This is a genomic window from Flavobacterium sp. PL002, from assembly GCF_054165825.1.
This window is the reverse complement of record NZ_CM135110.1, coordinates 365,293-380,379: the sequence shown is the minus strand read 5'-3', so window position 1 is coordinate 380,379 and position 15,087 is coordinate 365,293. Positions and strand designations below refer to the sequence as shown.

General features: G+C 33.2%; 11 protein-coding genes. 2 read left to right on the top strand and 9 right to left on the bottom strand.

Going from position 1 to position 15,087, the window contains the following annotated elements; genetic code table 11:
- Positions 1 to 320: 320 nt before the first annotated feature.
- The 8 genes from rlmF to ACVEGE_RS01555 all read right to left on the bottom strand — a co-directional run bounded on the left by rlmF (position 321) and on the right by ACVEGE_RS01555 (position 9,799).
- A complete protein-coding gene (gene rlmF / locus ACVEGE_RS01590) occupies positions 321 to 1,277 on the bottom strand; it encodes a 23S rRNA (adenine(1618)-N(6))-methyltransferase RlmF (protein ID WP_192500309.1) in 957 nt (318 codons plus the stop codon).
- A 106-nt stretch (positions 1,278 to 1,383) separates the two neighbouring features.
- Positions 1,384 to 2,046 (bottom strand): thiamine diphosphokinase, encoded by a 663-nt coding sequence (locus ACVEGE_RS01585; RefSeq protein ID WP_173854388.1) that lies wholly within the window; start codon positions 2,044 to 2,046, stop codon positions 1,384 to 1,386.
- 211 nt (positions 2,047 to 2,257) lie between these two features.
- Positions 2,258 to 3,076 carry a DUF4249 domain-containing protein gene (locus tag ACVEGE_RS01580; protein WP_192500308.1) on the bottom strand — a complete coding sequence of 273 codons (819 nt, stop codon included), beginning with the start codon at positions 3,074 to 3,076 and terminating at the stop codon, positions 2,258 to 2,260.
- A 5-nt stretch (positions 3,077 to 3,081) separates the two neighbouring features.
- Positions 3,082 to 5,463 (bottom strand): TonB-dependent receptor, encoded by a 2,382-nt coding sequence (locus ACVEGE_RS01575; protein WP_192500307.1) that lies wholly within the window; start codon positions 5,461 to 5,463, stop codon positions 3,082 to 3,084.
- A gap of 130 nt (positions 5,464 to 5,593) precedes the next feature.
- The gene (locus tag ACVEGE_RS01570; RefSeq protein WP_192500306.1) at positions 5,594 to 7,816 is read right to left on the bottom strand and encodes an NADP-dependent isocitrate dehydrogenase; all 2,223 of its coding nucleotides are present in this window, start codon (positions 7,814 to 7,816) and stop codon (positions 5,594 to 5,596) included.
- A 275-nt stretch (positions 7,817 to 8,091) separates the two neighbouring features.
- The gene (rplS, locus tag ACVEGE_RS01565) at positions 8,092 to 8,442 is read right to left on the bottom strand and encodes a 50S ribosomal protein L19 (protein ID WP_173854384.1); all 351 of its coding nucleotides are present in this window, start codon (positions 8,440 to 8,442) and stop codon (positions 8,092 to 8,094) included.
- Positions 8,443 to 8,604: 162 nt separating this feature from the next.
- Entirely contained in the window at positions 8,605 to 9,282 is a 678-nt protein-coding gene (gene trmD / locus ACVEGE_RS01560; RefSeq protein ID WP_192500305.1) for a tRNA (guanosine(37)-N1)-methyltransferase TrmD, read from the bottom strand.
- A gap of 73 nt (positions 9,283 to 9,355) precedes the next feature.
- Positions 9,356 to 9,799, bottom strand: coding sequence for a DUF1569 domain-containing protein (locus tag ACVEGE_RS01555; RefSeq protein WP_192500304.1), 444 nt, complete (start codon positions 9,797 to 9,799; stop codon positions 9,356 to 9,358).
- Between the two features lie 179 nt (positions 9,800 to 9,978).
- Here ACVEGE_RS01555 and ACVEGE_RS01550 point away from each other — a divergent pair, with 179 nt between their 5' ends.
- On the top strand, positions 9,979 to 12,057 hold the full coding sequence (locus ACVEGE_RS01550; RefSeq protein WP_370566959.1) for a M3 family metallopeptidase: 2,079 nt from the start codon (positions 9,979 to 9,981) through the stop codon (positions 12,055 to 12,057).
- A 536-nt stretch (positions 12,058 to 12,593) separates the two neighbouring features.
- Here ACVEGE_RS01550 and ACVEGE_RS01545 read toward each other — a convergent pair.
- Positions 12,594 to 13,547, bottom strand: coding sequence for a polysaccharide lyase family 7 protein (locus tag ACVEGE_RS01545; protein WP_192500302.1), 954 nt, complete (start codon positions 13,545 to 13,547; stop codon positions 12,594 to 12,596).
- A 482-nt stretch (positions 13,548 to 14,029) separates the two neighbouring features.
- Between ACVEGE_RS01545 and ACVEGE_RS01540 the strand changes: the two genes are divergently transcribed.
- Positions 14,030 to 15,025 carry an alpha/beta fold hydrolase gene (locus ACVEGE_RS01540; RefSeq protein ID WP_192500301.1) on the top strand — a complete coding sequence of 332 codons (996 nt, stop codon included), beginning with the start codon at positions 14,030 to 14,032 and terminating at the stop codon, positions 15,023 to 15,025.
- Positions 15,026 to 15,087: the final 62 nt, after the last annotated feature.

The following is a 15,087-nucleotide window of genomic DNA, read 5'->3' as shown; positions in this document are numbered from 1 at the left end:
ACTCAAAAATACAACATTAACCTCGAAATGTTATTTATATGTTAAAAAATAGTAAATGTTGTATTTATGATGTTTTTTTAATTTATTTGATGATGTATTGTTTGTTTTTAGTGCTTTTTATTGCAGTTTATTTATTATTAACATCTCTTTAATATGTTTTAAAATTATAAATATTTTTAGATTTATTTAAGAAACGTATAAAAAACGTCAGTTTCTTTAAGTTTACAATTATTAAAACACAAAAAAAACGGTACAACCATTACTGGTGACCGTTTAATTTGTAGCTATTTTAGCTTAATTTACTTTAAATCAAAAAGATACTAGTGTACTTCTTCTTCAAATTTCCATTCCTTTTGTTGTGCTTCGCTTAAAAATGTCCATGCTATTATGCGACTCGTTTTTTGGCCTTGAGCCATATCGATTGTCTTTATAGTTGCCGCATTCACTTTATTCAAGGTTTTATAAATACTACTAAGGTGTGATTGTTTAGCTACTAATGTAGTAAACCATAAGCATTGCATAGGGTATTTAGCACTTTCATAAATCATCTGTGTTATAAATCCTAGCTCACCACCTTCACACCATAATTCGGCGTTATGACCACCAAAGTTCAAAATAGGCTTTGTTGTTTTCTTATCTTGTAAATTATTTACTTTTCTTAGCGAACCTTTTTCTGCTTCCATTTGTGATGAATGAAAAGGAGGGTTGCATATAGTAAAAGCAAATCTATCTTCGGGAGTAATAATATCTTTAAATATAAAACGCGAAGATACTTGTTGTTGCAAGCTTATGGCGTCAATTAGTTTGGGATTGTTTTCGATAATAGCGCTACAGCTTTCAAGTGCTTTTTCATCAATATCTGTTCCTACAAAGCTCCATCCATAAGTTGCATTACCTAATAACGGATAAATACAATTGGCTCCAAGACCTATATCCAGTCCTTCAACAGCAAGTCCTCTCGGGATTATACCATTGTTGTTTTCTGCAAGTAAATCAGCGATGTAATGAATATAATCTACTCTACCTGGAATGGGAGGGCAAAGATAATCTTTAGGGATGTCCCAGTTTTTAATATCGTAATAAGTGGCTAATAATGCTTTGTTTAGCGTTTTTACAGCATCCGGATTGCTAAAATCTATAGTTTCAATATTGTGTTCATTGATGGCAACAAACAATTTTAATTCGGGACAATTTTTTATTAAAATATTGAAATCGTATCGTGATCGGTGTAGATTTCTGGCGTGTAAGTTCGTTTTCTCGGTAATTTGCTTTGACATTATTGGTATGTTACGGAAAGATGGGAATTGTTCTCCATCAAAATCGGGGGCAAGTTATGTAAAAATCAGCACTTTTATAACTTTTAAAGCGTAGTTTTTGTTTTTCTTAATCCATACATTCCATTAGTAGTAAATCACCATGTTCATGGACAATAGTGACAATGCCATCTTTAATAACATGATTACTGCTTCCTGTTCGGTACCCTATTGTTAATTGGTCGTTTTTCAAAGGGTAAAATAAATTTTCAGAATGTATGCCTGAAACCTGCCCAATCGGGATTAAAGATATAGGTGTGTCCGCTGTGTACCATTTTTCAAAACGTCTTGGCAGTAAAAAAACCTTGGAGTGATCATCAAGAATTACTATTTTTAACTGCTCTCTATATTGAACAATTGTAGTTAAATTTGTAATAGTATGATCAGTACGTCTTCCCGTTGCCCAAACCACATTAACAGCAGGGATTTTTCTAGCTATTAAATAGTCAAATGCTTTTTCAAGATCTGTTTTGTTTTGATCTGGAGTATGCACAATTTCAATAGGGTACTGTTTCTCTTTGTAGTAATTTGCATCAAAATCTCGATCAAAGTCGCCAAGTAAAACATCTACTTTTATATCTAATTTCATGACTCTTTCCATAGCTGAGTCAAGCACGATTACTAAAGGAGACCATTCTAATAACTGACCTAGTAGTTCCGAATTACAAGCTGCGCCATTGGCAATAATTAAAGCAGGTTCTTGGTCGTCTCTAACAATATGATGTGATGACATGAAGTATAAATTAAAGCGTAAAGATAAATAAAAACATGCTAGAAAAGTAGTTTAAGGAGCTATTCCTGCTATCCGCTCTAGCCCTTAATCCAAACGCTTTTTTTGCTAGGTAGTACAGGAGCTTCCCTTGGTCGCTCTGTACTACCTGCAAAAAATAGCTTTTGTCAATCGGGGCTGCCGCTGCTATCAGGGCTAAAGTCCATAGAACGATTTATTGAATTGTAATTGTTCTAGTATCTGTTTCACCCACAGAGAAAAATCCTAATGGGTAATTGTCTTTATCGATTGTATTTATAATATTTCCTCTTACCGTGGCAGGAGGTGACTGAAAAGGACCACCGCTACTACCACCAGATATGGTTATTAATATTACAAGATAATTGTAATAGGTTTTAGATACACCATAATGGGTTACGGTTACTTTATCACCTATTTCTAAATCATCTTTTTGCGATAAGCTAAAAAAGCGGTTGCCTTGAAAAAAATCATCATCAGTGGCTGATAAATTTTGAAAACGTTCCTCTTCATAAGTATATTGAAATAGGTAATAGTTTGTTGCTGTAGGATCATTAAAAAATGTTTTAATCTGGATTTGATCTTTGGCTATTCCGCCTTCATTATTCTGAGTAACTTCGTCAATGGGAGCAACTGATTTTAATGTTTCTGTAGCGCTATAAATAATATCATTTAATTTTACTGTAAGCGTATAACTTTCATCAATAACAGGAATAAAATTATTACACTCGTATTCACCAGTATTGGCAATTTCTGTAAAGATAAAAGGTACGTTGCTACTATTTTTCACTATTATTTCTGCACCAGAAACTGTTGGTATTTGATCACTAAAAAAAGAGGTTGTTGTAGATAGTTTTATTTTTTGTTGGCTTCCATCTGTTCCTTTTTGCCACTTTAGATTGGCTTCAATTACTAAACGTGGTGCTTCAGTATCCAAGTCAATTTGAACGACTTCTTCACAGCTATTCATGAAAAAGGAAAATAATAGAATTATAGCTAGGTTTACTTTCTTCATTTCGATTAAAATTTAAAATTATAACTTACAGCAGGAACGATTCCAAAAATCGACGTTTTTACTGCCTCATTTACACCTGTATCTAGGTTTTGACTAAAATTGATAGAAGCTGCATTATGTCTATTGTATAGATTGTAGATACTAAAAACCCATTCGCCTTTCCAGTTTCTATCTTTATTTGCTTTTGGTGTCAACGTTGCCGAAATATCTAAATGATGGTAGGTAGGAAGTCGGTTTTCGTTTCGCAAACCATAACTAGGTATCACAAGACCTAAATAAGTATATTGTCCTGTAGGGTAGGTTACAGGTTGTCCCGTTTGTAAAGCGAAATTAGCACCAAAACTCCATTTTTCATTCTTTTCATAGGCTGCTGTTACTGCGAGATTGTGGGTTTTATCATAAGCAGAGTTGTACCAGTTACCATTGTTGATTCCAGATTCCTCAGCGGTTCTACCCGGAGTTTGCTGTTCTGATTTTGATAAGGTATAAGAAATCCATCCGTTTAATCTTCCTTCATTTTTTCGAAGCATCAATTCTAATCCATACGAGCGCATTCTACCATTCAAAATCACTTGTTCAATAGCGTCGTTTGCAATTAAGTCGGCTCCGTCAATATAATCCAGGCGGTTTTTAATTTTCTTGTAATAGGTTTCTATTTCTAGAGAATACATATTATTACTAAAATTTTTAAAATAGCCTATGGCCACTTGGTCTGCAAGTTGAGGCTCTATGTACTTGTCACTAGGCATCCATATGTCTAAAGGAGTGGGTGAGGACGTATTAGATATTAGCTGTAAATATTGAGTCATACGGTTATAGCTCGCTTTTACAGAGGTATTGTCATTTAATTGGTAGGCTACGGCTAAACGAGGTTCTAAATTATTAAATCTTTTAATGACTTTATTTTTGTCATAAAATTGTGTTCCCGTAGAAGCTGCTTTTTCGTAAATTTGCTGATCGTTATTAAAAATCACAGGATTGTTGTTCTCATAAAGATTTAGCGTTGACGCTCCTAATCTATAGAACATACTATAGCGTAATCCATAAGTTATTGCAATTTTTTTAGAGATTTCTTGTTCAGCACTTATATACAAAGCGGGTTCAAAAGCATATTTTTTATCTAATTGGTCAGGATTAATTCCTGAATCTGAATCGGTAGGACTTATTCTTCCTGGATTAAAAGAATAATAAATAGCGTTTACGCCATAATTAAGTTTGAATGTATCTGAAATATAATTTTTAAAATCGTACTTTATATTGTAGTTTTTTATTCCAGATTCCCATTTGAATCCAATGAAATCCAAGTCTAATCCGTAATAGTAATCACTATAAATCATGGAAAAATTAGAAAATAATTTATCAGAGAAAAGATGGTTCCAGCGTAAATTAAGCGTGGTGTTTCCATAAATATTTGAAAAGCTATCGTTAATAGCAAAAACATCACGACCAAAATAACCTGAAAAATACAAATTATTATCTGGGTTTAGTTTGTAACTTAATTTAGCATTTAAATCATAGAAATAGGCGGTGTTATCTTTAGTTTCTTCGTTAAGTTTTAAAAATAAATGAGCATAAGAACTGCGACCACCAATTAGAAATGAACCTTTGTCTTTAACGATAGGGCCTTCTAATAATAACCTACTTGAAATTAATCCAATACCTCCATTAGCATGAAAAGATTTGCTGTTACCGTCTTTTTGATAAATATCTAAAACAGAAGAGGCTCTACCTCCAAAATTTGCTGGAATACCTCCTTTATATAATTTTAAATCTTTGATAGCATCAGGATTGAATACTGAGAAGAAACCAAAAACATGGGAGGAGTTAAAAATTGTAGCTTCGTCTAATAAGATTAAATTTTGATCAGCTCCACCACCACGAACATTAAATCCAGATGCTCCTTCACCTGCATTAGTAACACCAGGAAGTAGTAATAATGATTTTATTACATCAACTTCACCTAGTACAACAGGCATTTTTTTTATAGAAGTAATCGATAATCGGTTTACACTCATTTCTGGCGAACGGATGTTTGTGATTTTGTTACCATCTTTAATAATTACTTCTTGGAGCATTTCACCACTTGGTGATAAACTAAAATTACTTTTTTTGTTTTCAGTTAAATTTAATTTTTCCGAAACTGTTTCATAACCAATGTAACTTACAAGAAGTGTGTAATTTCCTTTAGGTAATGTAATAGAATAAAAGCCGTATTCATTTGTGCTAACAGCTGCATTTAGTTCTGGAATATAAACATTGACACCTATAAGGGTTTCATTGCTACTACTGTCAGATATTGTGCCACTTACTGTAAATTTTTCTTGCGAAAAAGAAGCAATACTAAATAATAACACAAGAATTAATCCGATGAATTTTTTTAAAAACATACTCTTTTTTTAGGTTTACTAACAGCTTGAAAAGATAAGAAAATTGTGATTAAACAATGATTAATTTTTTGTTAATAAAAAAGGCAACTGTTTCCAGTTGCCTTTTCAGTATAATAACAATGAAATGAATTTAAGCGATTTTTGCTATAATTGCATTTAATGTTGCGCTAGGGCGCATTGCTTTGCTTGTTAATTCAGGATTTGGTTGGTAATACCCACCAATATCTTGAGGTCTTCCTTGTGCACTAATCAATTCTTTATTGATTTTTGCTTCATTGCTTTTTAATTCAGCTGCAATAGGAGTGAAGATGGCTTTTAGTTCAGCGTCTTTATCTTGTTTTGCAAGTGCTTCTGCCCAGTACATTGCTAGATAAAAGTGAGATCCACGGTTGTCAATTTGACCTATTTTTCTACTTGGAGATTTATCATTTCTTAAAAAAGCATCATTAGCTTCGTCTAAAGTTTCTGATAAAATAATTGCTTTAGAATTGTGTAAAGATTGTCCTAAATGTTCTAATGAAGCACCAAGAGCTAAAAATTCTCCTAATGAATCCCAACGTAAATACCCTTCTTTAGTAAATTGCTCTACGTGTTTAGGTGCTGATCCACCAGCTCCAGTTTCAAACAATCCACCACCGCTCATTAATGGAACGATAGAAAGCATTTTAGCTGATGTTCCTAATTCTAAAATTGGAAACAAGTCAGTTAAGTAATCACGCAATACGTTTCCTGTTACTGAGATAGTATCTTCTCCTTTTTTAATTCTTTCTAATGTGAAATTAGTAGCTTCAATAGGGTTTAAAATACGAATATCAAGACCGGTAGTGTCGTGATCTTTTAAATATAATTTTACTTTTTCAATTAATTGTCTGTCGTGCGCTCTGTTTTCATCTAACCAGAAAACAGCAGGAGTGTTAGATAAACGTGCTCTGTTTACAGCAAGCTTAACCCAGTCTTGAATAGGAGCGTCTTTGGCTTGACACATTCTAAAAATGTCTTTAGCATCAACAGCTTGCTCCATTAATACATTACCTTTTGTGTCAATAACACGTACAACACCATTTCCTGTCATCTGGAATGTTTTGTCGTGGGAACCGTATTCTTCCGCTTTTTGGGCCATCAAACCTACGTTAGGAACACTTCCCATTGTAGTAGGGTCAAAAGCGCCATTCTTTTTACAAAAATCAATAGTTGCAGTGTAAATTCCAGCATAAGAACGGTCTGGAATAAGTGCTAAAGTATCTTGAGATTTTCCGTCTTTATTCCACATTTGACCTGAAGTACGAATCATAGCTGGCATAGAAGCATCAACAATTACGTCAGAAGGTACATGAAGGTTGGTAATTCCTTTATCAGAATTTACCATAGCAAGAGCGGGACCGTTTTCAATTGCTTTAGTAATGGCTGCTTCTACTTCTGCTTGTTCTGGGCGACCTGCAATTTTTGCATATACATCACCTAAACCATTACGAGTATCAACGTTTAATTCATCAAATAAAGCAGCGTATTTTTCAAAAACAGCAGCGAAATATACTTCAACGATTGCACCAAAAATAATTGGGTCAGAAACCTTCATCATTGTTGCTTTCAAGTGTACAGATAACAAGATGTTTTTTGCTTTTGCTTCTGCGATTGCTTTAACAACAAAAGCTTTTAGAGCTTTTAAGTGCAGTACAGAACTGTCAATGATTTCACCCACTTTTAACGGTGTGCTTTCTTTTAAAACAGTTGTTTTTCCATCTTCGGCAACAAATTCAATTTTTACATCTGTAGCTTCTGCAAGTGTAACTGATTTTTCACTTCCGTAAAAATCACCACTTTCCATTGACGCTACTTCTGTTTTTGAATCTGCAGACCAAGCCCCCATAGAATGTGGGTTTACTTTAGCGTAATTTTTTACTGCTTTAGGCGCTCTACGATCTGAATTTCCTTCACGTAATACAGGATTTACAGCAGAACCTAAAACTTTAGAATATTTTTTCTTGATTTCATTTTCAGCTTTGTCCTGTGGTTCACCAGGGAAATTAGGAACCTTGTAACCGTGTGCTTGTAATTCAGCAATAGCTTCTTTTAATTGCGGTACTGATGCTGAAATATTTGGTAATTTAATAATGTTAGCCTCTGGCGATGTAGCAAGTTTTCCTAATTCTGCTAATGCATCTGGAACTTTTTGAGCATCAGTTAAGAACTCAGGGAAAGTAGCTAATATTCTTGATGCCAGGGAAATGTCTTCTGTTTCTATTTCGATTCCAGAGGTAGCAGTGAATGCTTTAACAATAGGTAATAATGAGTAAGTAGCTAACAAAGGAGCTTCGTCAGTTAACGTGTAAACAATCTTCGGTTTCTGTGTCATTTTTATATTTTTATAATCGTATCCTTTTAAAAAGAATGTTAAATGAATCGTATGCTTAAAAATTAAGCGATGCAAATATAATGAAATCCGAGCGAAATTAGGCTCAGTTTTGACTAGAATTAATTGAATTATAGGATTGTTAACTTGTTAGTGTTGAATTTATTGTTTTGTTCATGGAACAGGTCTATTTCCAACAATGTTGTCGTTTTTGGTTAAAATTAGGACAAAAAAAAGTCCCAACATTGTTGGGACTTTTATGATAAAGGGATATTTGACTATCTTCTTTTATCTTTAATTTTTGCTTTTTTACCAGTAAGTTCTCTAAAGTAGAAAATTCTAGCTCTACGAACTGCACCTTTTTTGTTGATTTCAACTTTTTGTAAAGCTGGCAAGTTTACAGGGAAGATACGCTCAACACCTACTGCACCTGACATTTTACGAATAGTAAAAGTTTCTGTGTTACCAGAACCTCTTCTTTGGATAACAACTCCTTTGAAAAACTGTGTTCTAGTTTTTTCACCCTCTTTAATTTCGTAGTAAACTGTGATTGTGTCTCCAGCTCCGAATTCAGGAAATTCTTTTTTTGTAACTAATTCGTCTTTAACGAATTTCATTAAATCTGCCATGATAATTGTAATTATGGTTTTTTATACTAGAGCAACATTCACGGATCTCGCCAGAGGTTAGTCTAAAGTGGGTGCAAAAGTAATTAAAAAAGTTTAGATTTTGAAATTATTTTATTTAAAGCTATAAAGGGTTGCTTAAATACTGATTGTTAAGTGGTTTTTCTATTCTTCCAATAAATCAGGTCGTCTTGTTTTAGTATGTTCGTACGCCATGTCCTCATTCCATTTGTCTATTTTAGCAAAGTTACCGCTTGTTAGAACTTCTGGAACTTTCCATCCTTTATAATCAGCTGGTCTTGTATATATAGGTCCTGATAATAAACCATCTTGAAAACTATCTGTCAAAGCAGATGTTTCGTCACTCAAAACTCCTGGAATTAAGCGAATTAATGCATCTGATAATACTAAAGCGCCTAATTCTCCTCCAGATAATACATAATCTCCTATTGAAATTTCTTTAGTGATAAAGTGATCACGAACTCTTTGATCTACTCCCTTATAATGTCCGCATAATATGATAATGTTTTCATACATAGACATGGTGTTACACATTTTTTGATTCAAAGTTTTACCATCGGGAGACATATAGATTATATCGTCGTAGCTTCTTTCGCTTTTTAAATGCGTGATGCAATCATCAATAGGTTGCACAGTCATTACCATACCCGCACGACCACCATAAGCGTAATCGTCTACACTTTTTTGCCTATTGGTAGTGTAATCACGTAAATTATGAAAATGAACTTCAACAAGTCCTTTGTCAATGGCGCGTTTCATAATCGAAGCTTCAAACGGACTTCTAAGTAAATCAGGTAAAACGGTAATAATATCTATTCGCATGTTAGTAATTTATTTGGTAAAGGTACAAAAGTAGAGTCAAGAGTCAAGTACTAAGAAACAGTATAGAGAAGTATTACACTCCAAATTGTTTTAAATGATGATCTACATGTTTCCACATCAATTTATTCCAATCTTCGGGAGACATATTTCCCCAAAAAGGGTGATCATTTGTTTTTATGGATTCAATTCCAGCAGCAAAACGACTAAAATTTTTAATTAATTCATTTTTAGAGTGCTCAAAATCGTATTGTGCGGTAAAAACAAATTCTTTGGCTGTGGGACTATTCTTTTTGAATTCCGAATTGAAGACTTTTTTCTTTAATATTTTACCAACCAACTTTATTAAGAAGTTTACTTTTAGCTCTTTTTCTCCAAAAGCAACTATCACCGCAGCATTAGTGTGTTCTAGCATTTGATCTACAGACATCTTACCCCATTCAGCTTTACTTTCAGGAGTAAGTTTGTTGATACGATTTATTATAATAGCATTATCGGTTTTGTCAAATATTGATTTCATAGTCTAAAATTAGAACCTGTTTTTTTTGTGCTGCTCTAAAGCAAATATACCTATTAATTTAGTTAAGGATTAGGTGGTGCATGCTGATTGTCTCTATTTTTTTAATTACTTTTATAGAAAATAACAATCACCTTATGAAAATTTTATCAAACATAATTCTATCAAGCACTATGCTTGTTATGGTTACGTCTTTACAATCGATTAATGCCCAAGATAAATCAGTAAAAATGACCAATCCATTATTACAAAAAAGCACATTACAATATCAAGCTCCTGCTTTTAATTTAATTAAAGACGAACATTTTAAACCTGCTTTTGAGTATGGTTTAGCGGTTCACGACAAAGAGATATTAGCGATTACAAACAATACTGCCAAGGCTACTTTTCAAAATACAATATTAGCTTTAGAAACTTCTGGAGTAGATTTAAAAAGAGCTACTGGAATGTTTTACAACTTAACGGGCTCTAATACCAACCCAACATTGCAAGCCTTGCAGGCAGAATACGCACCTATATTCTCAGCGCATAGCGATAAAATGTACTTGAATTCTAAGTTATACAACCGTATTAAAGCAGTTGATTTGAATACTCTTAAAGGAGAAGATAAAAAACTAACTGAAAATTATTTGCAAGATTTTGAATTGGCCGGTGCTAATTTATCTGAAGCGGATAAGGAGAAAATGAAAAAAATCAATGGAGAGTTGGCTAGTTTGGGAACTCTTTTTGGAAATAAATTATTAGCAGCTCGTAAAAACGGAGCAATTCTTTTTGATAATGTAACTGATTTAGATGGCTTAAGCGCTAATGATCTTGCTGCTGCAAAATTAAAAGCGACTGAAGCGGGTCACGATGGACAATATTTAATAGGCTTGCAAAACACTACGCAACAGCCTTTATTACAGAGTTTAACTAACCGAGCAACTAGAGAAAAAATATTCAAATCATCTTGGACTCGTGCCGAAAAGAATGATGATGGAGATACTCGTGAAGTGCTAGAGCAAATGGCAAAATTGCGTTTGCAAAAAGCCAACTTAATGGGCAAAAAGAATTTTGCTGAGTGGAAGCTACAAGACCAAATGGCACAAACGCCAGAGAGAGCAATGAACTTATTAGCAAAAATTGCAGGACCTGCAGTAGCCAAAGCAAAAGGAGAAGCCAAAGAAATTCAAGATCTTATTGATGCTCAAAACGGTGGATTCAAGTTAGAACCATGGGATTGGAATTTTTATTCTGAGCAAGTTCGTAAAGCCAAATACGATTTGGACGAAAGTCAAGTAAAACCATATTTTGAGTTGACAACAGTTCTTGAAAAAGGAGTGTTTTTTGCAGCCCAAAAAATGTACGGTATAACTTTTAAAGCGCGTCCTGATTTGCCAGTCTATCACCCGGATGTTGTGGCTTACGAAGTTTTTGATAAAGACGGAAAATCAATGGCAATCTACTATTTAGATTTCTATACAAGAGACAATAAAAACGGTGGTGCTTGGATGAATAGTTTTGTGAAACAATCGCATTATTTAAAACAAAAACCAGTTATTGTAAACGTATATAACTTTGCAAAACCAATAAACGGAAACCCTTCTTTAATTAGTTTTGATAACGTAACGACCATGTTTCATGAGTTTGGACATACTTTACACGGATTATTTGCAAATCAAAATTATGCCAGTCTTTCTGGGACTTCTGTGCCTCGTGATTTTGTAGAATTTCCTTCTCAAATCAATGAACACGCAGCTTTAGATCCTGAAGTCTTAAAAAATTATGCAATACATTATAAAACTAAAGAAGTGATTCCTCAGGAATTGATTGACAAGATTAAAAAAGCAGAATCTTTCAATAGTGGGTATCATGTAACGGAACTTTTGGCAGCGTCAACTTTAGACATGAACTGGCATAGTGTAGAGAATGAAGCAGACTTTAAACCAACTTTAATTTTCGAAAAAGAAGCTCTTGAAAAATACGGTTTATTGGTAAATGAAGTACCTACAAGATACCATTCTCCTTATTTTGCACACATCTGGTCTGGCGGTTATTCTGCTGGATATTACGCATACACATGGTCAAAAACCTTAGATTATAATGTATACGACTGGATGAATGCTAATGGTGGTTTGACTAGAGAAAACTGCGAGCGTTTCAGAAAATACATTTTATCAGTAGGGAATAGTGTAGATTTAAACGAAGCTTTTAAGGAATTGATAGGTCATGATATGGAAATCGAACCGTACTTAAGAAATGCAGGATTGATAGAGAAATAATCTCATTACAATACTATTTAAAATGGCATTCGTTAAGGATGTCATTTTTTTTAGAGCAATTTCCAGCTGTCCACTATATCTATTGCGCCGAACCCCGGCACAATAGGATGCCGTTTCCATCTGGGCTAGCCAATGTAGTTGGGATTATGTTTTGATTTCTAAAGTGTAAAATTTTTCTAATAGTATTATTTGAGCTTAAATTATTAAGCTAAGCATTTATACAGGAACTGTAGTTTTTTAATTAGTTGATTGCGTCGATTTTAACAATAGATAAGGGTGTTTATTGTATCCAAAAAGCCGATATAGTTCAGTCTAATTTTCGTCACCTCAAGTGCCATAGAGTTGCAATAGCGGTTCTCGACTGCGCTCGAACTGACAATTGGACTCTTTTATAAATAGTATGGTATTCCAGAATAATCTTCTCAATAATTGAAACGATAATAAAGCGTTTTCATAAAAAAAAACTTTTTATATAACAAAAAAAACGGGCTGTCTATTTTAGATAACCCGTTTTAAATGAAGTCATTAAAAACTAATTAATTAGTGTGTGTAACACTTAAATTTTTGATTCCCACTAAACCATAAGAACCATCATAAGATTGACTTTGTACAGACTGTAAATAGTCACCAACTTTAAAGTAGTTGCTGTCACAACTAGTATTCATTTTTTGAGAAAATACTAAAGTTGAACCATTATATAAATAAACAGTACTACCATAATATTTAAGTGTAAAAGTATAAGTAGAACCTAAATTATACCCTGTGTAAGTTTTGCTTTCACCAAGAACAGTTTCAGTAATATAGCCACTGATTTTTAATTTTACAGTACCTGTAGATTGATTGGCAGTTCCATAAAATTGACAACGAATAATGTCATCCACTTCAACACCATTTGAATTCTTTTCAGGCCCATGAATCTGGCCAAAACATACAACTCCAGTGGATCCGTCTTTTCCTTTAGGTAATTTATCTACTTTAACTGTCCATGTCATAGAGTGAGTTCCTGACGAACCATTCCAATTAGCTGCAGATCCACTTATCATTTCTCTTAATTCTGTTCTTGGATTCCCTGAAGAAGACGAAGTTTTAGTGCCTCTCCAAGCTTTAAAGTAAACCCATGAACCATCTGTGTAAAAATAATTAGTGTCTGAATAAGTTGCGTAATTAGCGCCACTATCTGTAATGTCATCCCAATATTTTTGAGATGAAGAACTAGGTGATCCAGTGCTGCTATTAATTTTCCATTTGCTTGATGTAATTCCTAAAACCGAAGTAGGAGAAGCTGTAGTTGCAGTAGTTATACCTGCTACTTTAAAATCAGTTACTATATTCGTTGTTTTGTCACTTGAGGCATTTGTTAAATCATTCCCTACTTGGTCTACATCATTGCTGCATCCAGTAAGGCCTAATAGACATAGGCTAATAAAGCCATAAACTAGATTCGATTTCAAATAATTCATTTGATAATCCTTAATCGATTTTGTTTTCATAATCTTTAAATAAATTTAGGTTAAGTATTCAATCGTAAATTTGGTATTCCAAACTGGTGCACCAGTTTGGAATACCAAATAAACAAAATATTATAAAGTAAATTACATTATATGTAAAAAAAATGTTAATAATTTATTTAGATCGTTTTTTAATTAGGTATGTTGTAATGTAAAGATTCAAGTAAACAAAGGAGATAAGTATATTTTCGCTCTCAAAAAAGCAGGACATAAAAGTTAAAGTTGCATGAAATTTTTTTTGAAATAAGTAACTATAATCTTATATATGATAAAAACAGTAATTGTGATTTATGATGCGATAGTTGCATCCTAGATTATTAGATTGAAATTTTGAAATTATATTCTTGTTTAACAAAGCTATTTCATAGTTGTACTTTGTGCTATTTAATCGTAAAGTTTTCCTAATAGTTTTCCATTAGCATTCTTTCTACTTAAATTTACGATTCTAATAAAAAATACTAAAAATGAAATTCAAACTTTTAATAGGACTCTTTTTTATAACCTTGGGGTCTTTTGCACAACAAGAAGAACTAAAATGGTTAGACATCAATTTGTCTAATTATGAATATCCTTATCCAATACATTATATCACTTTAAATGTGCAGCAACAAGAACTCAAAATGGAATATATGGATGTGAAACCCAATAATTACAACGGGAAAAACGTGCTATTACTGCACGGGAAAAATTTTAATGGAGCTTATTGGAAAACCACTATTGAAGCGTTGACAAAAAAAGGATTTCGTGTTATCGTTCCAGATCAAATAGGTTTTGGAAAATCGACTAAACCAAATAACTTCCAATATACTTTTCAGCAATTGTCGCAAAATACAAAACAGATTCTGGATTCTCTTGGAATTCAAAAAACAGCTGTATTGGGACACTCTATGGGCGGAATGGTAGCGACACGTTTTGCATTGATGTATCCTGAGGTTACGGAGAAATTGATTCTTGAAAATCCAATAGGTTTAGAAGACTGGAAATTAAAAGTGCCTTATCAAACAGTAGATTGGTGGTATAAAAACGAATTAACACAAAGTTACGACAGAATTAAAAAATACCAGTTAGACAGTTACTACGATGGGAAATGGAATCCTGAATATGATGAGTGGGTAAATCTATTAGCAGGTTGGACTCTGAATTCTGATTTTAATAAAATAGCTTGGAACTCAGCCCTAACGTATGACATGATTTTTACACAGCCAGTCGTTTATGAATTCCAAAACATAAAAGCCCCCACGCTTTTAATAATTGGAACAAGAGATAGAACGGCTTTAGGAAAACCTCTAGTTAATGATGAGGTTAGGAAAACAATGGGGTTGTATGCTGTACTAGGAAAAGAAACGCAAAAGAAAATACCAAATTCAAAATTAGTGGAGATTCCTAATATTGGACACATGCCACATATTGAGAGTTTTGATAAATTTATTAAGCCACTAACTGACTTTTTAGAAAATTAGAAGCTAGTAATTTTAGATTTAATTCGGGAAATATTGTAACATTTTCGAGAAAAAATTATAAA

Excerpts from the sequence above, each read along its gene's own strand:
- ACVEGE_RS01545 (WP_192500302.1), bottom strand. The coding sequence starts at position 13,547 with ATGAAAACAAAATCGATTAAGGATTATCAAATGAATTATTTGAAATCG.
- ACVEGE_RS01585 (WP_173854388.1), bottom strand. The coding sequence starts at position 2,046 with ATGTCATCACATCATATTGTTAGAGACGACCAAGAACCTGCTTTAATT.
- rlmF (WP_192500309.1), bottom strand. The coding sequence starts at position 1,277 with ATGTCAAAGCAAATTACCGAGAAAACGAACTTACACGCCAGAAATCTA.
- ACVEGE_RS01570 (WP_192500306.1), bottom strand. The coding sequence starts at position 7,816 with ATGACACAGAAACCGAAGATTGTTTACACGTTAACTGACGAAGCTCCT.
- ACVEGE_RS01575 (WP_192500307.1), bottom strand. The coding sequence starts at position 5,463 with ATGTTTTTAAAAAAATTCATCGGATTAATTCTTGTGTTATTATTTAGT.
- ACVEGE_RS01555 (WP_192500304.1), bottom strand. The coding sequence starts at position 9,799 with ATGAAATCAATATTTGACAAAACCGATAATGCTATTATAATAAATCGT.
- ACVEGE_RS01580 (WP_192500308.1), bottom strand. The coding sequence starts at position 3,076 with ATGAAGAAAGTAAACCTAGCTATAATTCTATTATTTTCCTTTTTCATG.
- trmD (WP_192500305.1), bottom strand. The coding sequence starts at position 9,282 with ATGCGAATAGATATTATTACCGTTTTACCTGATTTACTTAGAAGTCCG.
- ACVEGE_RS01540 (WP_192500301.1), top strand. The coding sequence starts at position 14,030 with ATGAAATTCAAACTTTTAATAGGACTCTTTTTTATAACCTTGGGGTCT.
- ACVEGE_RS01550 (WP_370566959.1), top strand. The coding sequence starts at position 9,979 with ATGGTTACGTCTTTACAATCGATTAATGCCCAAGATAAATCAGTAAAA.
- rplS (WP_173854384.1), bottom strand. The coding sequence starts at position 8,442 with ATGGCAGATTTAATGAAATTCGTTAAAGACGAATTAGTTACAAAAAAA.